Here is a 26,310-nt window from a genome sequence, read left to right on the forward strand (position 1 = left end):
CCAAATCCTTGTTTATCAACAAGTTTTTATCCGCATCACCGCCGATGGATGTGCATTCTACAGCATTTCACACACCACGCAACCCCATTTCTCATTATTCCCTTCCGCTTGTTCCTTTTTTCTACAAAATCCATCGGTTTGCTGCTTTTATCGGCATAAATATGGACTTTTATCCCCTAAACCACAAAAAAAAGCCCCGAAGGACTTTCTTTTATCATTACTTTCTACATTCTATTAGCTTCTGACAACATTCAGAAAGTATAAGTGGCGTTCGTATTGATCAATAATGTCTTGAATCAAGTCTTCCTGTGTCCAATCCATGACATCATAGTTTTGCCCACCTTCTCTCAGTGAAACTTCTGCCTGAAAATAATTAGCATCATCCGTATCAGCACGCCCAAGCATAAAGCTTGGCGGTACTGTTTCACGTGAGACGACGATATAAATAAAGTTGATTTCATGATGATGATCGACACGCAATTGCAGACCTTGTGCGACCTCTTGAATATCCACCTCTAAATGACGGCGTTTAAATTCACGCTGAATACTTTGGAATGCTTGCAATACATGAGTCTGAATATATTGATTAACTTCAATTTCAGTATGTGGGTAGTGCATAATCAAGCCTAAACGTTGTTGCCAACTACGCGGGTTATGAATTGCTCTTGGCGTGGTTCGTGCCTCCTGAATCGCCTGCATTTTAGTTACATCCAACTTCAACGCTTTCAGTAGCCCCCAACTCATGATCAACATGATAAAAGTAAAGGGCAAAGCACTCATAATGACGGCTGACTGCAAGGCAGACAAACCACCCACCAGCAATAAGATAATGGCTAATACTGCCATCATCATGGTCCAAAATAATCGTTGCCATGTTGGCGAGTTTTCTGTTTTAGCCGTGAGATAATCCGTGACTAAGCCACCAGAGTCGGCAGAAGTCACAAAAAAGAGGATGACCAAGACCGTCGCAAGTAAACTCATGACTGTGGCAAAAGGTAAATGATGCAAAAACTCAAAAAGTGCAACGGAAGAGTCCTGTTGTACCGCCTGAATCAAGGTAGTATTACCTTCCTGCATAATGCTAAATAGCGCCGCATTTCCCAAGAAACCCATCCAGATCAAGGTAAATCCTGTTGGAATCAACATCACACCAACAATAAATTCTCGAACGGTACGCCCTCGTGATACACGAGCAATAAACATCCCCACAAATGGTGACCATGAAATCCACCATGCCCAGTACATTATCGTCCAACCACCAATCCAGCCACTTGGCTGATAAGCGTAGAGATTAAAGGTCATGCTAAATAGGTTGGAAATGTATGAGCCTGCATTTTGAATGGTAGTTTGCAGTAAATAGATACTTGGCCCAGCAATGAATACAAACGCTAGTAGGATCAGTGCCAAGACCAAGTTGAGCTCAGATAATCGTTTAATCCCTTTATCCAAACCAAGAAAGACCGATAATGATGCCAATGCACTGACAAAGATGATCAGAATCACTTGTACATGATTACTTTGTTCAATCCCAAAGAGATAGTGTAGACCTGAGTTAATCTGCGTCACACCGAAACCAAGTGATGTCGCAACACCAAATACCGTCCCGATGGTCGCAAAAGTATCGATGCCATCACCGATAGGTCCATAAATCTTTTTACCAATGATGGGATATAAAGCTGAACGCGTTTTTAAAGGTAAATTATGTCTATAAGCAAAGTAAGCCAGTGATAAACCAACCACAGCATAAATCGCCCAAGCATGCAGTCCCCAGTGGAAAAAAGTAATTCTCAGTGACTGTTGTGCTGCGGCAACAGTTTCAGGATCGCCACTGGGCGGATTGACATAATGCATGACAGGTTCTGCCACACCAAAGAACATGAGGCCAATCCCCATCCCAGCAGTAAACAGCATGGCAAACCATGAACCATTGCTATATTCAGGTTGGCTATGATCAGGGCCAAGTTTAATTTTGCCACTAGCAGAGCAAGCAATATAAATCAGTAAAATCAGAAAGACCGCAACCGATAACACATAAAACCAGCTAAAAGAATCTGTAATCCATTGTTTTAACTGCTGTGTCATAAATTCGAATGAATTCGGTGCAATAACGACGATTGCCAAAAAAATGGCAATAATCATCACCGAACTCAAAAACACATTCGGATTCACATTCGCAAACGGCGAAGATGGCTTGGAAGGCATAGTTCCCCCATGTTTTTTTAATGATAATGAAAGACCCTACTGGTCAAATAAGACATTCACATTGTGAATAAAAGCAAGTTCAGAAAACGTAAAACTCGATTCTGATTATAAAAAATATGAAAAATAACGCAGTTGTAATGCTGTAACAAGGTTCCTTTTTTGTCTAGATCACTTGGATCAAAACCACATCACCATAATATTGCTATGTTATTTTCCTCAGTGCTGCTATCACTGCAACTGGATTTATAGCATTATTTTGCATCCAAAAAAGAAACGATCATCTTAGACAGTTCTTGTTGTAGTCGTTGTTCTTCGATCAAAAAAGTATTCTTACTGACATAACGCATCATGGTAAATAAGGTACTGTTAATAATCACAAAAGATTTGTGTTTTAAGGTCTCAAAATCCCAGTGTGGATAGTAACGCCCAAATAAATACATCCCGATTTCTAAAAAGTGTTGCTCCAAAACTTGTGCCGCTTCCGAATCACTATAGGCATGCCAATTCTTTAAGATTTCAATAAAAAAACCTTGATCTGATTTTAAAGATTCAAAGCCAAATGCAATGCTTAATGTGATGATGTCTTGAATAGTCTCCTGCTGTTGCAAGGTGACTAGCTGTTTTAATGCCTGTCCTAGGTTCTCACTTTTACGTAACAGCAGTTCAGCAATAATCTGTTCTTTATTCTCAAAGTATTGATAAATTGATCCGACACTGACGCCTGATTTTTCAGAGATTTTTGGCGTGGTGACATGTAATACGCCATATGCTGAAATGCATTTTTGCGTCCCCTCCAAAATACTTTCCACAATCATTTTGGCACGTTGTTGCTGTGGTCGTTTTCTCATTCTCAACCTCAAGTTAAATGCGAATTGAATGCGAATATTTATTCATATTAAGCTTTGATTAAATAACAATCAAAGGCGTTATGCAATGCAAAGTATTTTTAGACCAAAACGTTTGGCTCCCTTTCAGGAAATGACGCAGTCAAATATGAAAACTAGAATTTTAAGTTATATCACTAATCAAACAGTCCAACCGAGTTATGCAGAATATCTCGCGCTCAACACGGCTCTACAAAGTGGTGATGAACCGATGGATCAAGTGCTGCGCTGGGTGATGCTCAATCCGAAACAGCACAAGAAGTATTTTGAAACGGCGTTATATCAAGGTTTAGATCAGTTGCCGCATGACATTCCAGAACTGACTGCATTTTTTAATTTGGTGCAACAAACGCCGAGTTGGTATGAGCAAAGTAAAATAGATGCAGCACTCAAATTTACCTATCGCTTAGGCGCCAATAATGGTTTCATTTTAAGAGATTTATCCTTGATGACGGGTTATATGTATCCGGGATTTAATCAACCATTGCTACTCACAGGCGCATTAAATAAGCAAGCAGGAACACGTTTGGCTGAAACCACCAAATGGTGGATCGACATTACTGAACAAGATGGCTTTGAGCGCTTTGGTAAAGGTTTCACCTCAACAATCTATGTCCGTTTCATTCATTCGCTGGTTCGTCATCAACTACAAAAATCGGAGAAATGGAATGCTGAGACGTGGGGAGTACCCATTAATCAATACGACCAAGCCATGACCAATATCGCGTTTAGCGGTGTGGTTTTGATTGGCATTCGTGCGCTCGGCATTTTCCCCAAGCCGCAAGAAGTAGAAAGTTTTCTGCATTTTTGGAAATATGCAGGTTGGCTGATGGGGATTGATGAAAAATGGCTAGTGGATAAAGAATCAGATGGCTGGAAGCTGATCTATTGGATGCAATTCGCCCATCCGCAATCGGATGCAAGTAGCATTTCACTTGGTTCAAGTCTTTCTAAAGAACCATTTGAACGGCAATATCGTTATCTAGGCACTTTTCAACAAAAGCTGGCTTATCGACAACATTTAGAAATGACCCAATTTTTTATTGGACGTAAAAAGATGCAACGTTTAGGACTACCTCCTCGATTCGCACCTTGGTTTGCTTATTATCTGCTGCTACGCAATTTGGCACTGTATACAGGTGCAAGATATCTTCCCACATTGAATGATTTTTTAGAGCGCAATGGTCGACACTTGCAAAAATCTGGCTTGTCTTTGTACCAGAAGCAATCACAACAGCTCGCCAGTATGCACCAATAAGCATATAAAAAAGCCCTCAATATTGTGAGGGCTTTTTATTTTTACAATCCGTTTTGATTAGTGATCGGAAGCACCTGTAGCACCGACACCCGTCATTGAACGAACATACTGCGCATCAAATGCTTTACGGTCTTTTTCAGCACGTGCTGATTTATCCGTTACAGAGAAGAACCAACAGCAGAAGAATGATAATGGCATTGCAAATAATGCTGGGCCATTAAATGGGTTTGGCGCAGTTTCAGCAATGCCCAAAGTATCCACCCAAACCGCTTTAGAAAGGATGATCAAGCTAACAGCACCGACCAAACCAACCAAACAGCCAATCACTGCACCACGTGTGGTCAAACCTTTCCAGAACATTGATAACACAAGAATTGGGAAGTTTGCGCAACACGCAACAGAGAATGCCAATCCAACCATAAACGCTACGTTTTGTTTTTCAAACAAAATACCCAAGATCATTGCAAAAATGGCTAAACCTAAAGTTGCAATTTTTGACATACGCAACTCAGATGCAGGCGTGGTTTTACCTTTTTTAAACACGTTTGCATACAAGTCATGTGAAATCGCAGAGGCACCTGACAGCGTCAAACCAGCAACCACCGCAAGGATCGTTGCAAAGGCCACAGCCGAAATGAAGCCCATGAATAAATCGCCACCAACCGCATCACTCAGATGCACCGCAGCCATGTTATTCCCACCCACCAACTCTAACTTGCCAGTTACAGCCATTTTCGCAAGATCAAGGAATTGTGGGTTGTTTGCAACAAATAAGATTGCACCGAAACCAATGATGAAGGTTAAAAGATAGAAGTAACCAATAAAGCCTGTCGCTACCACAACCGATTTACGTGCTTCTTTTGCATCTTTCACCGTGAAGAAACGCATAAGAATGTGTGGTAAACCTGCTGTACCAAACATCAAGGCCAAACCAAGTGAAACCGCATCAATTGGATTCGCAGTGAGTGTCCCTGGTCCCATAATTCTGAGTGCTTCATCCCAACTTAAATGGTGTGCTTGACTATAAACCTCGATCGCCTGATTGAACATATTGGTAAAGCTAAAACCAACTGCTTTCATCACCATAAAGGCCATGAAGGTTGCACCGCTGAGTAACATCACCGCCTTAATGATTTGTACCCATGTGGTGGCTAACATTCCACCAAACATGACATAGGCCATCATCAATAGACCCACAATTACCACAGCAAGATTATAGTTCAAACCAAATAACAGTTTGATTAACTGACCTGCACCCACCATTTGAGCAATCAGATAGAATGCCACCACCACCAATGAGCTAATCGCTGCCAAAGTACGGACTGGCTTTTCTTCCAAGCGGAATGAAACCACATCAGATAGATTATATTTACCTAAGTTACGTAAACGTTCAGCCACCAAGAATAAAACAATTGGCCAGCCAACCATGAAGCCTAATGAGTACAACAGACCGTCAAAGCCTGACATAAATACCAAGGCAGAAATACCCAAGAATGATGCCGCGGACATATAGTCACCGGCAATAGCTAAACCATTTTGGAAGCCACTAATGCCTCCGCCTGCGGTATAAAAATCTTGCGTAGATTGCGTTTTTTTAGCGGCCCATTTGGTGATCAACAAGGTTAAACCGACAAAAATCATAAACATGATGATTGCATGCCAGTTGGTTGCTTGTTGCTCTGCTGCACCTAAATCAGGTCCTGCAAGTGCGATACTTGAACAACACATGCTGGTCAGTGCCAAGAGTGTCGCTTTAAATGATGTCCCTTTCATCTCAGTGCTTCCCTTTTTCATGTGCAATCGCCTCAACTTCCTTGAGAGCCTCTTCATTGAGTTGGTCAAGCTTATTATTGGCAATGTAGGAATACACACCACATAATAAAAAGGACAACACGATAATGCTTAAACCGAGGGGAATGCCCCAAGTGGTTACTCCACCACTAAAGGAGCTTGATAAGAACTCTTTGTTGTAGCCAACCAAAAGCATAAAACCAACATAGATAAACAACATGATTGCTGTTAATGTCCAACTTAATATGCTTTTCCTTCTCACCATTTCTTTAAATTTCGGATTTTGTAGAATCTGCTCTACTTGTGAATCATCCATAACCAACTCCTTATTTTTGTGTCCAACCATGGACCCCTTTTTCTCTATGGGATTCTTCACTATCCAACTTAGCAAGTTTATGATGATGCCGTAACTTAGACTTTGGTCGCTACGAGCAAGTCTGTACGCATCTCAATGCCCGCTCTTCGGGTATGATAAAAAATGGAATTCGATCACGTGAGCACGATGAACAGTTGGCTTATTCTTGGAGTACTTGCGCTTTATATCGCGCTGTTATTTGGCTGTGCATTTTTTGGAGAAAAACATGCCAGTCGACTCAGTGCGCGCGGTCGAATGCTGCTGTTCAGCCTAACCTTAGGCGTATATTGCTCATCTTGGACATTTTATGGAGCAACGGGCGCAGCGGTTCGTGACGGCGTATTGTTCTTACCTATTTATCTAGGGCCATTACTGTTTCTTTGGTTTGGTTATGATATTTGGAAACGCTTAGGACGCATTCGCCAGTACCATTCCATTTCATCCATTGCCGATTTTTTTGCTGCACGTTATGGCAAAAGTGGCAGTTTGGCCGCACTTGTGACCATTTTGGCTGTGATTGCGATTGTGCCCTATCTGGCACTCCAGTTACACGCGATTGCGCTGAGTGCTGCGGTGATTCTGGATCAAAATTCAAATATACACACCACGACCAATAGCGTTTTGATGTTGACTGCTCTACTTGCCATTTTGGCGATGATATTTGGAACACGACATATTGCGAATACCGAACAACACGGTGGTCTGATGCTTGCAGTCGCATTTGAGTCCTTCGTAAAACTCTTTGCTTTACTCTGCGTTGCAGGATTTTTCTTATTACAATCACCAGATAATATTAAACAAGTCAATAATGACATTTCCCAGCATTTTTATAATTTACAACAGTTCGGTGTACCTGAAACCTTTTGGGTTCAAACCTTACTCGCGGCACTTGCCATGATCTGTTTACCTCGCCAATTTCACGTTGCTGTGGTTGAACTGCGTGATGAAAAGCATATTCGTGGCGCACGGCATTGGTTTGCGGTTTATTTAATCTTGACCATCATCGCAATCATTCCAATTGCCAGTTGGGCATTGCATGCACTGCCTGAATCACTCGGTACATACGATATTGCCGTTTTAGCCCTCCCACTGAGCTATCAACAAGACTGGTTGGCTTTATTGGCATTTTTAGGTGGTTTTTCTGCTTCAACTGGCATGCTATTGGTTTCATCGGTTGCACTTTCGATCATGCTCAGCAATGACTTGATCATGCCTGCGCTATGGCGCTTCAAAATTATTTCTCGACATGACCGACAGTTGCCCAAAGTCCTGAAGCTGACACGGCGGATCAGTATCCTGAGTGTAATGTTACTGGGTTTCTTATTTTTTAGTTTTTTCAATGATATTAATCAGCTTTCGGTGTTCGGTCTTCTGGCATTTAGTGCCGTGGCACAGTTCTCACCCGCCCTGATTGGTGGTTTATATTGGCGTGGGGCAAGCCGTCAAGGGGTTTATGTCGGTCTGATTGTCGGTTTTGTGATGTGGAGTTATACCCTACTTTTCCCGACCTTGCTGCGGAGCTTGCCTGAACACTATCAGAACTTTGCACAGCACATTCTGTTATTTGGGCCATTTGACATTCATAGCTTACGTCCAGAAGCGTTACTCGGTTTTGAATCCTTTGCACCACTGACGCATGGTGTACTTTGGTCTTTGGGTCTCAACCTTGTTTTATATATCTGGATCTCTCGTCTTTATCGCCCCAGTGTCGCAGAACAGATTCAGGCTGAAAGCTTTTTTTATTATGAAAGCAAACCGCTACCTTCTACTCAATCTACGGCTGATCTGACAGATTTACATCAAAATGCGGCTCGTCTGAAAGTTGGCGATTTGCTGGCTTTGGCGAAGCGAGTGACTGGTGAAAAACCGACGCGCCAAGCCTTTCAACAATTCTGTGAACAAAATCATGTGATTTTAAATGAAAACCATATGGCCAATGGCATGTGGTGGCGCTTTACTGAACAGTATCTCGCAGGGACTATTGGAGCAGCTTCTGCACGTACATTGCTAACCACCGCCATGATCAATAATGGCTTAGCCTTGGGGCAAGTCGCCAACATTTTGGACCAAGCCTCACAATGGCAACGTTTTAATCAAAACCTACTCATGACCATGATTGACCATATGACCCAAGGCGTGAGTGTGGTGGATAAAAATATGTGTTTGGTGGCATGGAATAATCAATATCTAAAACTGTTTGATTATCCTAAAGATCTGGTCTATGTCGGCTGTCCAATTGCCGATCTGATTCGCTATAACGCTGAACGTGGTGAATGTGGACCAGGTTCAGTTGAAGAGCATGTACGGAAACGGATTCACTGGATGAAAGTCGGTAGCGCACATGAGTTTGAACGTATTCGTAAAGATGGTGTGGTCATCCAAATGCGTGGCAATCCAATCAGAGGAGGTGGTTTTGTCACGACTTTTGCAGATATCACCGCTTTCCGTACCAATGAAGCCGTGTTAGAAGAACGCGTCCACGATCGCACCCAACAGCTCGCAGATGCGCTCACTGAACAACAATTGGCACTGCAACAAGCCGATAAAGCCAATCAGTCCAAAAGTCGTTTCCTTGCTGCAGCCAGCCATGATTTATTACAGCCCATGCATGCCGCACGATTGTTCAGTACCGCATTAGAACAAAGCATCCACTCGACTGAAGACCAACAAACCTTACAACAACTTGATCGTGCACTATACGGCGCAGAAAGCATGCTATCCGCCCTGTTAGATATCGCACGTCTGGAAGGTGGAAGCATTCAGCCAAAACGTCAAGCCTATGCTCTACATGACCTATTGAATGACCTCGAATTACAATTCAAATCCATTGCCGCCCAAAGAAATATTCAGCTCAACGTCCATGACACCAAGTTTTGGGTCGATACCGACCCGCAATGGATGCGACGTATTATTCAAAATTTTGTCAGCAATGCGCTACGCTATACCGCACAGGGTCGCGTTGTGGTCGGTGTGTTACGCTCAGCACAACGCCCAAATCATATTCGGATTGGGGTCTGGGATACAGGCCCGGGAATTGATGAACAACAACGGCTTAAACTATTTCAAGAATTCGAACGCTGTGGACATACATCACCTTGGGGAGAACAAGGGCTTGGACTCGGCTTGGCAATTGTGCAACGTATGACTCACTTACTCGACTTTCCTGTGCATGTTTATTCCGAGCTGGGCAAAGGTTCCTGCTTTATGATTGAAGTGCCGTTGACCGAAGCCATAAAAACACATGCACCAGCCACACACACCATCGCGCTACAGCATACCGCCTATAAAGTCCTGTGTTTAGACAATGATGAAACCATTTTGGAAGGGATGCGAACCTTACTCAACAAGTGGGGCTATCAAATTTTCACAGCGAGCGAACCTGAAGAGGCGCTAAAACTCATAGCGCAACATGATATTCAGGTCTGGTTGATTGATCAGCATTTAAATCACGATCAACGTGGTTTGGATTTTATTGAACAACATCGACCTGTACATGTTCCTGTGGCACTGATCACCGCAGATTCTGATCCTGAATTGCCACAACAACTGAAAAAACAGAACATTGTGCTGCTCAAGAAACCACTCAAACCCGCAGGTCTACGTGCATGGTTGTCAGGTTTAAAAATCATGCCGATGGAATAGGGTCTGTTGACATTTTACCTTACGAGCTATAGCTCTCATTGCGACAGAGGACATTTTTAGACGATACAAGGCATGGCTTATGCAATTTAGTCATTCTAAATAAATAAGACATAACGCCGTAGTGGCAAAAAATGTCCCTGTCCCATAGGGTTATGGCTAAAACATCCCTAAACTGCGTTATGAAACTTGACAAGGGTCTCGCCATTGCCTGCGTTTCATGCCTTGTTTATGTCGTTTTAGCCGATAACGCAATGCATGGCTGAAATATCAACAGACCCTAAATAGCATAATATTTTGAAACATAGGCAAGAATCATCAAAAAACCATCCTTCGGTCGCTAAAAAGTTGACCGAAGTGCTCAAATGATTTTTGACTATGGCAAAAATGTCCACTTACATTAGTGAACGTTTGTACACTTACTTACAATTTATTAATCTATTGTTTTAATTATATTTTTATACAAAAAATTGCCATATAAGACTTTAGTCGTATTCTACTTGCTTTCTGAATAAAGCATAAATTTAGCGAATCGACAGAAACCAATACCGATGTCTTTAAGGTTTCTCAGAATAATACCGCTAGAAAGGATATTGACCATGAATAGTCCCCAGCCTACCCCTGAACATCGCTCACAACAGTTTTATCGCCAATACAGTGCCAATGCGCTATTACCACAACTCAACTGGCAAAGTATCTTCGTTCAAAACAAATTAAACGACACGCATCTACGCGCACTGAATACACTCTATCAAGCTGCTGTTCCGCTCGCTTTAAATGTTTTCGATGAGCTACATTTTGATGTATTCGCGCCTGCGGCCTATCAGCCACAAGGTTTAGGTTTATTTGAAAAGTTAGCTCAACAAGAAGAAATTTTCTTAAAAGCACTTGAAACGGAATCATCTCATCTTGATCAAGAGACTCGTCATCAAATGTGGAGCATGTTATTGCGCGGTGGTGCGGTACTGGTCTTTAAAGCATGGTTGGGTCATGTGAAAGCAGGTGAAAATCAGCTTGATCGAACTCAATTTGATGAGCTTTCAGATTTACTGTTTATCAAAACACGTCCTGAAAATTTAGCACAGCGCTTAAAAATTGAGAGCAATACTGAAATCGAACATATTTTTTTAATGTATGAAAATGATGTGTTCCTAGATCACTTTAATAGTCTAGAAACGGCTGCATTATTTGTTGAGTTAGGCGTGTATGATGCCGCATTTTTGAGTTTACGTGACGACCGCGTGGCTGAATATCTCAAAACTAAAGGTTATGTGACACAAGAACAGATTGATGATTTGCAATGTGCAATGAACCCATTGTATTGCGATAGTTTAATGCCAAAACAAGATTGTTTGGCTTAAACTCTCTAGCTTAAAATAGAAAAAAACAAGGTGGAAGCTCCACCTTGTTTTTTTGTTGATTAGAACTTCATGCTCATGCGCATCCAGTAATTGCGTCCAATATTATTGAACTGTTCACTAGCACCATATCCAAACATGGATGCGCCCGCTTTATTTAAGTGCTCGGTGTAGCTTTTATCCAGCACATTATCCACGCCCATAGAAACATCCACCGCATCCGTTAGTTTATATGTGCCATTCAAAGCCAAAGTATCGAATGCTCTACTTGGATTCATGTCATAGCCCACGACATTGCCTTCATTCAAGCTAATACGATTTTGTTTGGCTACTACACGCCATAACACTCCTAGACTATATTTTTCATCGACATAACGAAGATTCACACGTCCTTCTAAAGGCGCAATTTGCGGTAAGGCACGACTATCAGAAATATTTTTGCCCCATGCATACATGCTGGAAACATCGGCTTGAAAATGATCAGTGAATTGATAGCCCACGCCTGCTTCTGCACCCGCAATGGTTGCATCAACATTACGTGCCAAAGGTTTCCGCTTATCAGGTGTATTGTATTCCAACAAAATGAAATCTTTAATTAAACCTGCATAGGCAGAAGCCCATGTATTCCATGCTCCATGTTCGGCTTGAAAACCAATATCGAGCTGTGCAGTACGTTCATTTTTCAGATTGTCTAAGTTATCAACCATACGATAGCTGGTCACCCCCATCATATCGGTGATCCCTACCCCACGATCTGTTGAGGTACTATACAATTCCCAAAAATCAGGCGTGCGTTCGACATAGCCCACACCTGCATAGGTTTTTACGCCATGTTCAGGTAACGCCTTTTCAATACGCATAAATCCACTTGGCACGGTATCCTTGCGGTTTTTACCATTTTGAAGTTGATCAATTTTGACTTGATCGATGCGCGCACCTGCAACTAATTTTTGATCAGCATCAACGTTATAGGTCCACTCACTAAACGCGCCATAAGACTGAAATTTTAAATCCTCAGCATAAGGGGAACTCATTGTCGGCATGGCATACATTACCATGTCGCCGCCATGCTTGTTATGCTGGCTATCAAGTCCTGAGACCACACTGAATTTATCCCAATCGGTCGTCACAGCCAAACGCGTATTCAAGGTACGCCGATCGACACGCATCGACATTTTATTGGGTACCATCATCGGCATACCGTGCATATTCATGCTGGCCATCGGCGGGGTACGTAAGCTAAAGTTATCCATGATGTGATCGTTATAACTATAATCCACTTGCGCTTGAACTTTTTTAATCACCTCAGTGAGATTTTTCTGTTCGGCATGTAAGGCTAAACTTTCGCGTTTAAATTGCGAGCCATCCATACCACGACCTGCATAAGCCGCTTCACCATCACCTTTGCCTGCACGAAGTTCTAACCAAGCATCATCGGTCGGTTTCCAACCTAAGGCAAGATCAGCACCCCAACGCTCCCAGTTGGAGTGAACGTTTGTCCCATCACCATCTTGATAATCATCAGCGACAGAACGATTGGCATTCAAACGTGCATATTTACTTTCATCCCCCATCGCAGCCTCAATATTATGATCTAAACGACCATAAGAACCGATCAACATACTGGCTTGACCACGATAAGGTTGATCTTTGCTGAGATTTTCAGGCTGACGCTCAAAAATCACGGTTGCCGCAGACCCCGGTGTTGCATATTGAACCGTTTGAGGTCCTTTAATCACCGTGATTTTGTCAAAGCTTTCAGGCTGAATGTACGATGTGGGTGCATCCATCCGAGATGGGCAAGCACCTAGGTTTTCACTGCCATCGACTAACATTTTAATGCGTGAACCAAACATCCCTCGGAAGGTGACATCGCCATTGGTCCCACCATTTTTAATAGCATTAAAGCCCATGATACTTTGTAAATAATCCGCACCATCCGTTGCAGGCACAGGCTGAATCGGTTGCTTCGGATCGGCTTGGATCACCAAACCATTATTTAGATTGGGTTGCTGTGCTGTAATAACGATTGGTGCCAGAACGACTTGAGCACGCTGTTGTTCTAATTGAGTTTCAGTATTTGCCCATACCATTACGGTATTTGAGGCAGCAAACATCGCAACCGTAAGCGGTTGTAGTAAAAATTGAGGTTGAGCCATGATCGGTTCTCTTAAAACATAAATTCAACAAGACTAGAGTTCATGCAAACCCTAGATAAACATGCTTTTAATTTATGCTAAGCGCGGTGGGGCTCGCCCTTGGGGTAATAAGAATAGCTGTTGTAGCGCAAAATAAACGTGCTTAAAGGCGTTTTGATAAGCCACCAAACGAATTTGTATCCGAACCAAAATCTCTTTAACCCCCAATTCAGGTGGCAAGATCAAATTGGCATAGACGGTACAATACTGACATTGATGATTCGGATCATGATGATCATGTTGTGGCATCGAAACTTGAGTGTGCTCAAGCTGATGGGCATGATGATGCGAAGAATGTTCGACGTGGCTTGGGTCGATTTGTATTTTAGGTAACAGTAAAGCTTGAGTAATGGTTTCACACACAGGTGCGATTTGATATTGCTTCGGAAGTAACGGTTGCAAAAATACCGCGATCTGCAAACAAACCGCGGCAAATGCGAGCAGCAAGCCACAACGAAACAAAGAAAGCATCTTCAAATGATTTTTACAGTTTAACGTTTTACTGCAACTTTTTCTTTTTCACGCTGACGAATCACTTTCTCGACTTTTTCACGTGCACGTTGGCGTTTTAATGGCGATAAATAATCCACAAAAAGTTTGCCATTTAAGTGATCCATTTCATGTTGAATGCAAACAGCGAGAAGTTCGTCAGCTTCTAACTCAAATGCTTGACCTTCAAGGTTAATTGCTTCGATTTTTACGCGTGACGGACGCTCAACTTTATCGTATATTTGAGGCACAGAGAGACAGCCTTCTTCATAAGGCTGTGTATCTACAGTCAGCGGAGTGACTTTGGGGTTAATGAACACCATCGGTTGGTTTTTCTCTTCAGAGATGTCCATAACAATAAGCTGAATATGATGATCAACCTGAGTCGCCGCTAAACCTATACCCGGCGCCTCGTACATGGTTTCAAGCATATCTGCTGCAAGCTGACGAATATCATCAGTGACTTCTTCGACTGGCTTGGCAATGGTACGAAGGCGGGGATCCGGAAAACTTAGAATAGGTAATAAGGCCATACTGACATCCTCAACTTATGCCGTTGATCAGAAAACCGACTGAAGGGAATGCTTGATCAAAAAAAAATGTGTGTAATGTCGTTATTATAACGCAACTACACACATAATTTTTAGGAATTATGATAATGAAAAAGGTTTTAAACGGCATACACTCATTTCATGCCTTGGGGTTAAAAAAACAACTGATTGCTGTCGCAATTTGCGCAGGATTGGGGATGAGCGTCAATCTCGCTCATGCAGCAAGTCCAAATGTCAGCCCTCCTTCTGTCAAAGCTGGTGCACCTCATGTCTATGTAGTGAAAAAAGGTGACACACTTTGGGATATTTCGGGCAAGTTTTTAAGTAAACCTTGGCGCTGGCCAGAAATCTGGGCAAGCAATAAACACGTGAAAAACCCACACTGGATTTATCCTGGTGATCGCCTGTTACTGTGCACCTTAAATGGCAAACCTTTAATTGGCAGAGATGAAGGCGATGGCTGTGCAGGGATCATTCGTCGCTACACGGGCAATACCTCAACCTTACGCCCACAAGTCCGTGTTGAAGCCTTGAATGACAGTGTACCAGTGATTCCACTGGCGCATATTCAACAATGGTTAGAACGCACGTCTATTCTTCCAGCAGATACCATTGCTCACACCCCATACATTTTAGGAACCGCTGACAAACGTGTCCTTGCAGGTAAAGGTCAGAGTGTCTATGTACGTGGTAAAGGGCTGGAGAATGGTCATCGCTATGGCGTATTCCGCGAAGGCGAACCCTACATCATTGTGGATGAACATGGTAAAAAGCAAAATCTCGGTATCGAACTCACGCAAGTGGCTTCAGGGGTTGCGATTAGCAATGAAAATGACATTACGACAGTTGAGTTAACCGATAGCTACAATGGTGAAGTACGCCGTGGCGATCGTGTCATGGCTGAACAAGATGCGATGTTACCAACTCTGTTCTATCCGACTGATGCCAATCAAGTGAAAGATGGCGGTAAAATCATTCGTGTAATGGGCTCTATCGGCACTGCTGCTAAACATGGTGTAGTGACCGTTGATCGTGGTACGACTGACGGTATTGAAATTGGGCAAGTGTTTAATGCTTACCAAGACGGTGAAACAGTCAAAGATCCTAAAACCAAAGAAACCGTTAAATTACCGGGACAATACGTCGGTAATGTCATGATCTTTAAGAGCTTTGATCGTCTTAGCTATGCCTATGTACTCGAAAGTGATTTACCGATTAAAGTCGGCTCAAACATCAAGCCACCTCGTCTTGAAGACTAGTTGCTGATGAAGTACTGATCTGAAATGTTGAATCAATTATCACCTCATCACTACCACACTGTGTTGCTGTGGTATTTGGTTCAACATTCGCTTTCTAGTTTCAAAAAACTCGTCCACTATTTTGGCGATTGTGAACAAGCGACCCAAGCAGATCGTTTTTCAGAATGGCAACAACTCGGCTTACATGCCAATCACTTAAAACGCATCGAAATATTCCAAACCACTCAAGGACAACAACAGTTTGAACAACTGGTTCAATTGATTTGTCAGCATAGCGATTTTATTCTCACCCCTGAGGATATGGGTTATCCCACCCAACTTTTACCTTATTCTGATCATCCGCCGATTTTATTTGGACAAGGTCAGGCACAAGCCTTATTACAGCCTCAAATCGCCATGGTCGGCAGCCGAAAACCCAGTCCACATGGCCGACAAGTCGCTTATGATTTTGCCTACTATTTAAGTGAAAAAGGTTTTTATATTAGCAGTGGTTTGGCACATGGCATTGACCAAGCTGCACATCAAGGTGGACTTGCCCATCAGCGAACCATTGCTGTTGTCGGCACAGGTTTAGATACTGTTTACCCTGCTCAAAATAAACAGCTTGCACAACAAATTATACAGTCAGGTGCAATTGTGACCGAGTTTCTCCCCACCACCATGCCTTTACAGCAACACTTTCCTCGGCGTAACCGTATTGTTAGTGGTTTAAGTCTCGGTGTCGTCGTGGTGGAAGCCGCATTAAAAAGTGGTTCACTGATCACCGCGAATGAGGCAGCCAATCAAGGCAAAATGGTATTTGCGATCCCTGGGCATATTTATAGTGAACACCATCAAGGCTGCCATCAACTGATTCGTGAAGGCGCGATTCTGGTTGACCATCCAGAGCAAGTGATTGAGGATTTGGCATTACCCACACAATGGCAGACTCAACAACAGCAAGTTGAAGACACTATTCCAGCAGCACCGAGTCTTCCACCTCATCTCATCGGACTCTATCAAATGTTAGACTGGGTCGGACAAGACCTAGATCAACTCGCCCAGTCCAACCAAAGTGCAATTGCCGCGTTGACGGCACAATTGATGGAACTTGAATTATTAGGTTTATGCACACAACAGGGTGGACGCTATGTACGTTGTCGCCCAATGCTTTAAACTAAACCACTCTCTTATTGCTATTCTATACGCCCCCACATGATTACGTCCTCAATCTCTGAAGCCGCTCAGCTACTCAAACAAGGTCAAGTACTGGCATATCCGACAGAAGCCGTTTGGGGATTGGGTTGTGATCCACTCAACGAGCACGCATTTCAAAAGATTCTTGAACTTAAACACCGTCCAATGGAAAAAGGTGTGATTTTACTGGCTGGACAAATCGCACAAGTGGAACATTTACTGCAAACGCTGACGCCAAAAATACGTCAGCAAGTCATCACCAGTTGGTCTAACCGCACCGCTGTTGAACGTGCAACCACATGGTTACTCCCCGCGGATCAGCAGATTCCAACATGGATTAAAGGGCAGCATCCTTTGGTTGCTGTTCGTGTCACCACGCACCCATTGTGTATCGAATTATGCAATACATTTGGTGGTTTCATTGTCTCGACCAGCGCCAATCCCGCAGGTTTAACCCCAGCGCATAGTCTCGAACACGCCCAACACTATTTTGGTTCAGCATTAAATTATTTAAAAGGTGATCTAGGACAAAGCCAAGAACCCAGTCGAATTTTAAATGCGCTCACAGGTGAAGTGATTCGAGCTTAAAAGAACCAATAATGAGCTAAAAAACAGACAAAAAAAAGCTCAGTTATATAGGGATAACTGAGCATAAAAAGGATGTGTATAATCACATCCAGAGGGTTCGTAAATCTGGTCAGCAATCAATCTAAAATGTATCAATTTGCTTCTGCGCTTATTATGGATGAATCATCCTATTTATACAAATATATTATTTGCCTAACAAAAAGTGTGAAAAGCGTACCAATTTTGTCACTTCTGTATATTCAATAAAATTATATTTCTATTTTTACTCAGCTTTTTTTGAACATAAATATCGCCATTCTTAGAAATAAACTTTTAATTTCAAATAGAAAGAATCGTCTTCATATCTATATTTTTTGTGCATTTGTCTATATTTTAGACAAATGCAACTCAGCTTATGATCTTAGGTACTTGGCTCAAGTACCCGAGATGATGCTTTCACGATTTTTTTCTGTGCCATCACGATGCCCACAAGAATCATCACCCCTCCAATACTATGATAAATCGTCCAGCTTTCTGCCAACCAAATACTCGCAATAATTGCAGTAAATACTGGCATTAAATTCATAAAAATACTGGTACGATTTGGGCCGATTGTCTGCACAGCAAGCATCCATAATAATGGTGCAATCAATGATGGGAACATCCCTGCATACAACACACTTGCTGCATTTTCAGCATTGATATGGTCTAAGCCAAACCAAAGTAAAAATGGCAGGTGATACAACAACGCAAATGCAATTTGCACATATAAACTGGTCATTAATGGCAGTTGCAGTTGCCATTTTTTCAGGAATACACCATAGAAGGCATAAAAGCCAACCGCAAGTACCATCACCGCATCACCCCAGTGTCCGCCTTGGGCAAACAAGCTCGAAATATGTCCTTGGCTCATGACATAAATCAAACCTGCAAATGACAACAGACTCCCCAAAACAGCAAAACGATTGGGCCGATCTTTTAAGATCAGATAAGAAATGAAGATGGTAAAGACAGGCACAAAAGCATTCACAATCCCCATGTTGGTTGCAGTGGTATAATGTGCAGCGGTATAAGACAAGCCTTGGTACAACACCATGCCAAAAGCACTCAATACTGCTAATTTACCCAGCAATGGGCGAATTAAAGTGCGTTGCTGCCAAACTTTTGGCAACATAAAGGGTGTCAAAATCAGAAAAGCCACCAACCAGCGATAAAAACTAATACTCACAGGTGAAATATAGTCAGCAACGTAGCGTGTCACCGCAATATTGAGTGACCAAATCAAGACGGCAACCAAGGGCAATACAAATGCCCATTTCTGATACTTTGTTAACTGACCCATCACCTTTCTCACAATATCTCAGCAATGTCCGTATTGTGAAATATGTCTCAATTAATTGAAATATCGTATTTCAGACATTTATATCGCGCTTACGACATCGTTTAGAATAATTCCCAAGCCCGCATCGCGTGTTCCACCACTTTATGTAACTGTGCAACCGTTGCCCCATCACGTGCTTGTATGGTTAAGCCTTGCAAAACAGTGGAGTAGAAATCAGCCATTTCCTGTAATGGTGCTGTTTCCAGCAAATCACCCTCAGCAAGCCCTTGCTGTAAACGTTGCAGCATTTTTTGTTTGGTTTGCAGACGCTTTTCCAGAATATTGTGCTGTATGGCTTGAGCATTATCCGAACAATTCATGGTTGCAACCACCAACATACAACCAGAAGGTTTATTCGGTTGGGCTAAGCGTTGTACATTGTCATACAGAAAAAGTTCGAATGCCACTTTGGCACTCTTTGCTTCTAAAAAGATCGCTTCAATTGGGCAAGCTTCATGCGCAAGATAATAATCAATACATTTATAAAATAATCCTGATTTGTCACCGAAACTACTATATAAGCTCGGTGCAGTCAGTGCTAAAGCTTGAGTCAAATCACTAATCGAAGTCGCTTCATAACCATGCTCCCAAAACAGCAACATTGCCTTTTCTAAAGCCTGCTGCTCATCAAAACACTTTGGTCGTCCACGCTTTTTCTTTAGCGTGTCATCATGCGGTGCTAACAAGGGCTCATATGCATCAGTCATAACAGTCACAGATATTTTTATAACGATCACTATTAAATTAATTGACGCAGCGACTTTTATCAACTATTTTATTTTTTAACGATCGTTATAAAAATTTATTCATTTTCAATTTTATTGTTATCGCTCTAACAATAAAGGAAATTATTATGGAAAACTCCCTTTCTAGCGAAATACCCCCCATTCAGTCCAGCCAAACGCAAGGCAATTGGTTTGCACTGCTCTCTGTGACCCTCAGTGCTTTTGCCTTAGTAACGGGTGAATTTCTAGCCGTTGGTGTACTCAATGAAATCGCACGTGATTTTCAGATTTCTGTTGGCACAGCAGGTCTAACCGTTTCTTTAACCGCCGTCGTCGGAATGTTTGCAGCCGTGCTCATTCCCGTGTCTGCCAAAACACTAGATCGCCGACCCTTGTTACTGATTCTAACCCTCTTGATGATTCTCGCGAATTTCATCACGGCATTTGCACCAAACTTTGCCCTGTTACTGCTTGGGCGAATTATTTTGGGGATTGCGATTGGCGGCTTTTGGGCAACTGCAGTGGCCCTTAGTGGTCGTCTTGCTCCACCGCATTTACCCATTGCCAAAGCAACCGCATGGGTTGCATTCGGTGTCACGCTGGCGAGCGTCTTGGGTGTTCCAATGGGTACGTGGCTCGCGCAATATAATGGATGGCGTACCTCGTTTACGGTCATTTCATTGATGGGAATTTTGCTTTTTATATTCCAATATTTATACCTGCCGCAATTAAAACCATCATCTTCCCTACGCTGGAAAGAACTCCCGATCCTCGTACAACATCCTGCTGCCCGTAAAGGACTGATTATTTTTATCTTTATGGGATTTGCACACTTTGCCGTTTATAGTTATTTTTCTGCCTTTTTTAAGCATCAGATTGATTTCTCAGACAACCTCATTAGCCGTTTACTGTTGGTGTATGGAGTGGCGGGGATTTTCGGTAATATCTTTGCGGGTTACCTTGGTCAAATCAATATTCGCTATACCTTTGCAGTAAGTGGGGTTGCCTTCTTTCTTGCATTTTTAAGTCTCCCCATGTTTGGCACCCATGTCATGGTCGCAATTGTGTTGACTGCCTTATGGGGCTTTGCCTATGGCATTATCCCAACTGCGGTGAATATTTGGATGTTTACCCATGCACCTGAAGCAGTGGAAAAAGGCATGCCAATGGTCACATTGACCTTCTTAATTTTGATTGCCTTAGGCAGTATGTTTGGCGGAATTATTGTCGATCATTTTGATGGTACGATCTTATTTTTTGCCATGCTCCCACTCGTGCTCTGTTCACTGGTCTTGATTTTTACACTGGCACGCGGTTTAAATAATCCTAAACTCACCTGCGAAAATTAACATGAGCCTCCCAATGAAGCATGATGTGGCTGAACAAGTCCCTTTTCTGAATGGTATAGAAGTGCATGAATTTCTTTATCAAAAAGACGATATTGTCAGTCCTCATTCTTCCCTTTGGGGTGACTTTAATTTTAGTTTAAATGGTACTTTAGAGTTTGACATTGAAGGGAAATATTATTTATCTCCACCCAGCTATGGACTCTGGTTGCCGCCTCGTACCGAACATAAATCTCTGCCTGTTGAGCACGAAATTCATTATATTTGTATTCGGTTACACCCCCAATTTGGGGAATCTTTAGGTGATATTTGTCGTTGCTTTAGTATCGAACCTTTTTTCCGTGCTTTAGTGGTCAAAATATTAGAACAACAAAAACAAGCAGCTCATCCTGAATATCTCGAACATTTACTGCAAGTTCTATTTGATCAACTCAAACAAGCCCCAGCCTATTCGCACTATTTACCACAGAGTAGCCATCCTATTTTGGCACCTATCTTAGAAAGATTATCCGACCCTGATTTATTCAACACCAGCTTACAGCAAGTATTACAAAACTTTTCTGTCAGCGAACGTCATGTGCTACGCCTAAGTCAACAGGAGTTACAACTTTCATTATCCGAATGGCGTAATCGAGCAAAAATCATTTTTGCCATTCATCAAATCCGTCAAGGCATGACCATTAAACAACTGGCTTTTGCATTGGGTTATCATCACAGTTCTAGCTTTATCGAATTTTTTAAACGCTATACAGGACAGACCCCAATTCAACTTAAAAATGCTGCGATATAACGATTATTTGTATGCTTTCATATCTTTAAGATTGCACTCTCAGCCAATAGCAGTTAAAACAATCAAGACTTGTCACAACAATAAATTAGGATCTATCTCATGAGCCAATCGGTTTATCACATTCCTGTTAAGGATATCAAAGGTCAAGACCTTGATCTTGACCAATATCAAGGCAAAGTTCTACTGATTGTTAACGTTGCTTCAAAATGTGGACTCACACCACAATATGAAGGTCTAGAAAAACTCTATCAAGCAAAGAAAGATCAAGGTTTAGAAATTTTGGGCTTCCCTGCCAATAATTTCTTAGAACAAGAACCAGGTTCAGACGATGAAATCCAACAATTCTGCTCACTCAATTATGATGTGCACTTCCCATTATTTGCGAAGATCTCAGTCGCTGGCGATGATAAACATCCCTTATACCAAACCTTAACCCAAGCCATTCCTGAACGTACTGGTGAAGGCCCTTGGTGGAAAGATTTGGTTGATTATGGTTTAACACCCAATAACCCACCCGAAGTATTGTGGAATTTTGAAAAATTCTTAGTCAATAAGAATGGTGAGATCGTGGCTCGTTTTGCACCAGATATTACTGCTGATGACGAGCGCATTGTGACTGCGATTGAAGCTGAATTAGCAAAATAAGTTTCACATATCCAAAGAGAAGGATGGTATTGCTGTCCTTCTCTGCCCAATAACCCGCACCCCATCGCTATTGTTTTCTTTGACTAAAATGTTAATGAATTGCAAAAATCACTTTTTTCTTCATACTTTCTCATTATAGTGACGATCTTCTCATATTTTGGTGCAGTTCAGCCATGATGAAAAATCGCTCCATCAAAGCCATGTGCTCAGCCACAACACTTGCTACAGCATTCGCGTTCGTCGGTTGTGATCAAGTACCTCAAGAAAACCATCAAATTGCTGAACCAAACACTGAGTTTGACTCAAGCATCAGCACCAATGATGCTAATACAACAACACCGCAGGATATTCAAAAGCTAAGCAGTGGTAACCTATTTAATATCGTACGTGACGTTGCACAACTACAGCTAAAAACCGATGACTATACGGCTCTGCTCAAAAGCTCACAGCATCAGCTTGAGCAAGCGATTCAAGAGCAGAATACCCAACAACTGCAAAATACAACGGCGGACCTCAAACAAAATTTGCATGGTTTACACGACACCTTACAATCGCTTCATCTAAAAAGTAATGAAGTCGATCAAATTCGTCAGAGCCTATTGAGTGCCAACCAACAACTTTTAAACATGCCCATCCTTCATGGTCAACTGGATATTAGCCAATTGGACATTGAAAAAATTGAGCAACAATTTAATCGTATTCAAATGGATATGCTTAAACTAGCGACCCTCATCTTGGGCAATACCGATTCTGAATCTCAGACAGCAGCGTAAATATGACGGCTAAACCCGCATTGCCTGCATCTGATAAGCAGGTTTAGCAATATCATTCGAGGCATGTTGAGCAACGTTTGATAAAGGTAAGCCACGTTGTGTCATGGTTTTATATTTGATTAATTCAGCATTGAGTTGAATAACCCGCTGCTTTAATTCAACCGACATAAACTGATCTGACTGTGCCAAAGCCACCCAGCCCGCTTGTACTCTGCGCTTAGGATTTTCATAAGCGAGTTGTTTTTGCATCCATTGATGCAATTTCAATGCGCGTTGATAAGCTTCAAATTGATAAGCATATAAAGTGCTGGAAAGCACAGCTTCGGGGATCTTGCCGATGAGTTTCGTTTCAATCTGTCGAAGTTGATAAGCATATAAATCAACGCGATATTTTAAGAGGTTTTGATTAAACCACTCAGCGAAATCAATGAGTAACTCCATAATTTGATTGCACTGAGCAATCAATTGTTGCTTTTCTTGCAAAGGTTTAGCTTGCTCGACTTTCTGCACTCGCCAAGTCCGATAAACTGCAAAACTCCCCACAACAAAAGCACCGATCGACCCCGAAACAATGCCTCCAATCGCAGCGCCAATCGCCAGACTGTTTTTCATCACTGAGTTTGATGGCTTATAGGCTAAATATGGACGAGACACAGGTGTCGTCTGTGACGAGCTAAAATTACGGTACACCGCAAAGCCTGTATTCATCAGCGGAATAGGAAGAAAATCATCAACACCAGCCAAATCTTGCAAACTCGATTGGGCGATGTGTTGAACAGACTCATAACTCAATGCTAGATCTGCAAAAACAGAAGTATACTTCTCTTGCAAATGCGCCAATTCAATATTCACAATAATTGCAATATGCGGATGGCTTTTTGCAAAGGATTCTACTGCTTCAGATGCGAGAGTACACTTCACCTGCATCGGCGTACCATCTACAATCAGGTCAAAACCAGCCAAGTGTGAATGTTCTGCAAACTCAATCGTATGCCCCTGCTGACTCAAGTTATAAGCAACTTGTTGCTTTGCCAAGTAAGATGACAGACGTGATACGGCTGCATCATGATCATAATCTGGTGCTGGAATTTGTTTTAGGTTATAAAATGCATCGGGATGACCTTTGGAAGCAGTCACTAAGGCATCCAAGACTAAAGGATTAATGTGTAAATAGTTCCAAATAAAACCCAAACTATAATGCGCAGGATGAATACCACTCAGCAGTTTTAGGTCTCGACCTGTTAAAATTTTCTGCAAAGCCTCATTGGCCGCTTTATGCCGATCTAAGCTCATCACAAGCTCACTGTTATTCAACAGTTTAGGCGCACTTTCAATCACATTTTTATAATAAGGCACCATAAATTCATGGCTGACCAACCAATGATTTAAAGAATGGCCAACAAATTTTAATCGGTGTTGTAGATCAATCAATCGCTTGGTTGCCTCAACGGGACTTGATTGTAAATGCTCAGGCAGCATCAACGAAACAGCCCAATGTGTTAACTGTTCATGTTTCTGCTGTTGTTGGATCTGTTCTAAATTCCCCAAATGCTGTAATGCTTCAACCACATCACTATTGCCCTGCTCATTGTGATGACGATTCCGACTCAATAAACAATGGATAAAATCATAATGTATATGCTCAGGATGTGAGACGGGTTGTGAGAATACCGTTTTATAGATTCCAATTGCGAGTGACCAATCTTCTAAACGTTGATATAGCGCAGCCAATGCATACTTAATCTCAACATCATCATATTCATCATGCAATTGCTTTAAAATACTTAATTTTAGCGGGCTATCTTTACAGTCTGCCAACTGCGTGACAGTGTCGTATCGTTGTTGCTGGCTCAAGCTTTGAGTCAAATATTGCAGACGAAATACCAAACATTGTTCAAACCAAGCAAAACGGTGCGCATGTTGCTTATAGGCTGGTATAAAAACCTGATGAATCAATGCGCTTAGCCGTAATGAGCAGTTTATTTCTTCTGTTGTATCATGCTGAAAATGCCATGTTTTAGGCAAAGTGACATGAAAGAGATGGCTATATAAGCCTGCGGTTAATTCAGGTTGAGCAAGCGTCACCAGTTTCAACTGATCTTTGACGGATAATTGATGTCCTTGTTGTTCAATACGATCCAAGCGCAACTTTAAGACATTACTGGCTAACATATTTTTCCTAATTTTTTATTAAATATACGCGTTATTTATCGCTTAGCGTGATGTGATCCATATCGCCCCAAGTCCTCATCATATTATGTTTTTAGATAATAAAAAAGCACCTTCAAGGTCGTTATCAAGATCAACTTTGAAAGTGCTGAGCATTGGATTTATGTTTCTCATTCATCCAATTTTTAATAGAGAAATAGCCGCCTTACAATGACGATTCCTTATTTCTTTTCTAGGCTAATCGTTGGTTTACTGCATTTACCAGACTGTGCGAATTGATATTGAGCAATGGCTTTTTTACCCACTTGTTCATCAACTTGTTTTAGATTCGCCCCACCTGCTAATACACCAGGTTTAATATATTGCTGGATAAAATATTGTTTACCCACTTCAGTTTGAAGCACTAAATGATTTGGTGAAAATTCCGACTCAGTCGAAACTGTATGTTTTTGATCACCAGTCACTTCTTTCAAGAAGAATGTGCCACGGGCAGTTTCGCCTAAACACTCACCATCAATCCATACATCTTTTTTCAATGCAGCGCCAACAACACTATTAGAACGATAAACATATATCGCAGCGTTACCTTCAGCTGGAGCATCAAGCTTTTTTGCTTGTTGTGACAATTCTGGTGTTGCTTGAGGCACTGTAGCACAGCCAACAAATCCAAGGCTAAGCACAACAGGAAGTAAGATTTTCATTATGATGTTTCTCATTTGATTATATAATGCGTGAAGCACTGTATATGAAAATG

The 26,310-nt window shown here is 41.9% G+C and carries 21 protein-coding genes; 10 read left to right on the plus strand and 11 right to left on the minus strand.

The features are described from left to right. Positions 1–234: 234 nt before the first annotated feature. Positions 235–2,202 carry a choline BCCT transporter BetT gene (gene betT / locus MMP72_RS15065; RefSeq protein WP_241406090.1) on the minus strand — a complete coding sequence of 656 codons (1,968 nt, stop codon included), beginning with the start codon at positions 2,200–2,202 and terminating at the stop codon, positions 235–237. A gap of 251 nt (positions 2,203–2,453) precedes the next feature. Then, positions 2,454–3,050 carry a TetR/AcrR family transcriptional regulator gene (locus MMP72_RS15070; RefSeq protein WP_241406091.1) on the minus strand — a complete coding sequence of 199 codons (597 nt, stop codon included), beginning with the start codon at positions 3,048–3,050 and terminating at the stop codon, positions 2,454–2,456. 85 nt (positions 3,051–3,135) lie between these two features. On the opposite strand from MMP72_RS15070, the gene MMP72_RS15075 reads away from it, so the two are divergent. Continuing rightward, complete coding sequence (locus MMP72_RS15075) at positions 3,136–4,344, plus strand: oxygenase MpaB family protein (RefSeq protein ID WP_241406092.1); 1,209 nt, start codon at positions 3,136–3,138, stop codon at positions 4,342–4,344. Positions 4,345–4,401: 57 nt separating this feature from the next. Here MMP72_RS15075 and MMP72_RS15080 read toward each other — a convergent pair whose 3' ends face one another. Then, on the minus strand, positions 4,402–6,117 hold the full coding sequence (locus tag MMP72_RS15080; protein ID WP_241406121.1) for a cation acetate symporter: 1,716 nt from the start codon (positions 6,115–6,117) through the stop codon (positions 4,402–4,404). A gap of 1 nt (position 6,118) precedes the next feature. Continuing rightward, positions 6,119–6,451 (minus strand): DUF485 domain-containing protein, encoded by a 333-nt coding sequence (locus MMP72_RS15085; RefSeq protein WP_130162542.1) that lies wholly within the window; start codon positions 6,449–6,451, stop codon positions 6,119–6,121. Positions 6,452–6,637: 186 nt separating this feature from the next. Here MMP72_RS15085 and MMP72_RS15090 point away from each other — a divergent pair, with 186 nt between their 5' ends. Next, positions 6,638–10,132, plus strand: a complete 3,495-nt coding sequence (locus MMP72_RS15090; protein WP_241406093.1) for a PAS domain-containing hybrid sensor histidine kinase/response regulator — start codon at positions 6,638–6,640, stop codon at positions 10,130–10,132. A gap of 596 nt (positions 10,133–10,728) precedes the next feature. Continuing rightward, positions 10,729–11,490: a hypothetical protein gene (locus tag MMP72_RS15095; protein WP_241406094.1), complete on the plus strand. Its 762-nt coding sequence runs from the start codon at positions 10,729–10,731 to the stop codon at positions 11,488–11,490. Positions 11,491–11,549: 59 nt separating this feature from the next. On the opposite strand, the gene MMP72_RS15100 is transcribed toward MMP72_RS15095, so the two are convergent. From MMP72_RS15100 to def, 3 genes are all read right to left on the minus strand, one after another. Beyond that, a complete protein-coding gene (locus MMP72_RS15100; protein ID WP_241406095.1) occupies positions 11,550–13,646 on the minus strand; it encodes a TonB-dependent copper receptor in 2,097 nt (698 codons plus the stop codon). Between the two features lie 72 nt (positions 13,647–13,718). Next, positions 13,719–14,156 carry a DUF2946 family protein gene (locus tag MMP72_RS15105; protein WP_241406096.1) on the minus strand — a complete coding sequence of 146 codons (438 nt, stop codon included), beginning with the start codon at positions 14,154–14,156 and terminating at the stop codon, positions 13,719–13,721. 20 nt (positions 14,157–14,176) lie between these two features. Beyond that, on the minus strand, positions 14,177–14,707 hold the full coding sequence (def, locus tag MMP72_RS15110) for a peptide deformylase (protein ID WP_241406097.1): 531 nt from the start codon (positions 14,705–14,707) through the stop codon (positions 14,177–14,179). Positions 14,708–14,832: 125 nt separating this feature from the next. Between def and MMP72_RS15115 the strand changes: the two genes are divergently transcribed. The 3 genes from MMP72_RS15115 to MMP72_RS15125 are packed head-to-tail and all read left to right on the plus strand — an operon-like array spanning position 14,833 to position 17,748. Further along, complete coding sequence (locus MMP72_RS15115; RefSeq protein WP_241406098.1) at positions 14,833–15,984, plus strand: LysM peptidoglycan-binding domain-containing protein; 1,152 nt, start codon at positions 14,833–14,835, stop codon at positions 15,982–15,984. A 24-nt stretch (positions 15,985–16,008) separates the two neighbouring features. Then, positions 16,009–17,139 carry a DNA-processing protein DprA gene (gene dprA, locus MMP72_RS15120; protein ID WP_241406099.1) on the plus strand — a complete coding sequence of 377 codons (1,131 nt, stop codon included), beginning with the start codon at positions 16,009–16,011 and terminating at the stop codon, positions 17,137–17,139. A gap of 39 nt (positions 17,140–17,178) precedes the next feature. Further along, a complete protein-coding gene (locus tag MMP72_RS15125; protein ID WP_241406100.1) occupies positions 17,179–17,748 on the plus strand; it encodes a Sua5/YciO/YrdC/YwlC family protein in 570 nt (189 codons plus the stop codon). 400 nt (positions 17,749–18,148) lie between these two features. Here the strand turns inward: MMP72_RS15125 and MMP72_RS15130 are convergent, their stop codons facing one another. Next, on the minus strand, positions 18,149–19,069 hold the full coding sequence (locus MMP72_RS15130; RefSeq protein ID WP_241406101.1) for a DMT family transporter: 921 nt from the start codon (positions 19,067–19,069) through the stop codon (positions 18,149–18,151). A 101-nt stretch (positions 19,070–19,170) separates the two neighbouring features. Beyond that, a complete protein-coding gene (locus tag MMP72_RS15135) occupies positions 19,171–19,824 on the minus strand; it encodes a TetR/AcrR family transcriptional regulator (protein ID WP_241406102.1) in 654 nt (217 codons plus the stop codon). A 137-nt stretch (positions 19,825–19,961) separates the two neighbouring features. On the opposite strand from MMP72_RS15135, the gene MMP72_RS15140 reads away from it, so the two are divergent. From MMP72_RS15140 to MMP72_RS15155, 4 genes are all read left to right on the plus strand, one after another. Continuing rightward, positions 19,962–21,182, plus strand: a complete 1,221-nt coding sequence (locus tag MMP72_RS15140; protein WP_241406103.1) for an MFS transporter — start codon at positions 19,962–19,964, stop codon at positions 21,180–21,182. Between the two features lie 13 nt (positions 21,183–21,195). Then, positions 21,196–21,969 (plus strand): helix-turn-helix transcriptional regulator, encoded by a 774-nt coding sequence (locus MMP72_RS15145; protein WP_241406104.1) that lies wholly within the window; start codon positions 21,196–21,198, stop codon positions 21,967–21,969. Between the two features lie 99 nt (positions 21,970–22,068). Beyond that, positions 22,069–22,614, plus strand: a complete 546-nt coding sequence (locus tag MMP72_RS15150; RefSeq protein WP_241406105.1) for a glutathione peroxidase — start codon at positions 22,069–22,071, stop codon at positions 22,612–22,614. Between the two features lie 173 nt (positions 22,615–22,787). After that, positions 22,788–23,387, plus strand: coding sequence for a hypothetical protein (locus tag MMP72_RS15155; protein ID WP_241406106.1), 600 nt, complete (start codon positions 22,788–22,790; stop codon positions 23,385–23,387). A 9-nt stretch (positions 23,388–23,396) separates the two neighbouring features. On the opposite strand, the gene MMP72_RS15160 is transcribed toward MMP72_RS15155, so the two are convergent. Next, the gene (locus tag MMP72_RS15160) at positions 23,397–25,559 is read right to left on the minus strand and encodes a hypothetical protein (protein WP_241406107.1); all 2,163 of its coding nucleotides are present in this window, start codon (positions 25,557–25,559) and stop codon (positions 23,397–23,399) included. Positions 25,560–25,777: 218 nt separating this feature from the next. Beyond that, positions 25,778–26,257, minus strand: coding sequence for a DUF2846 domain-containing protein (locus tag MMP72_RS15165; RefSeq protein WP_241406108.1), 480 nt, complete (start codon positions 26,255–26,257; stop codon positions 25,778–25,780). Between the last annotated feature and the right edge of the window lie 53 nt (positions 26,258–26,310).

The organism is Acinetobacter sp. NIPH 2699, from assembly GCF_022549355.1.
Taxonomy (GTDB): Bacteria; Pseudomonadota; Gammaproteobacteria; order Pseudomonadales; family Moraxellaceae; genus Acinetobacter.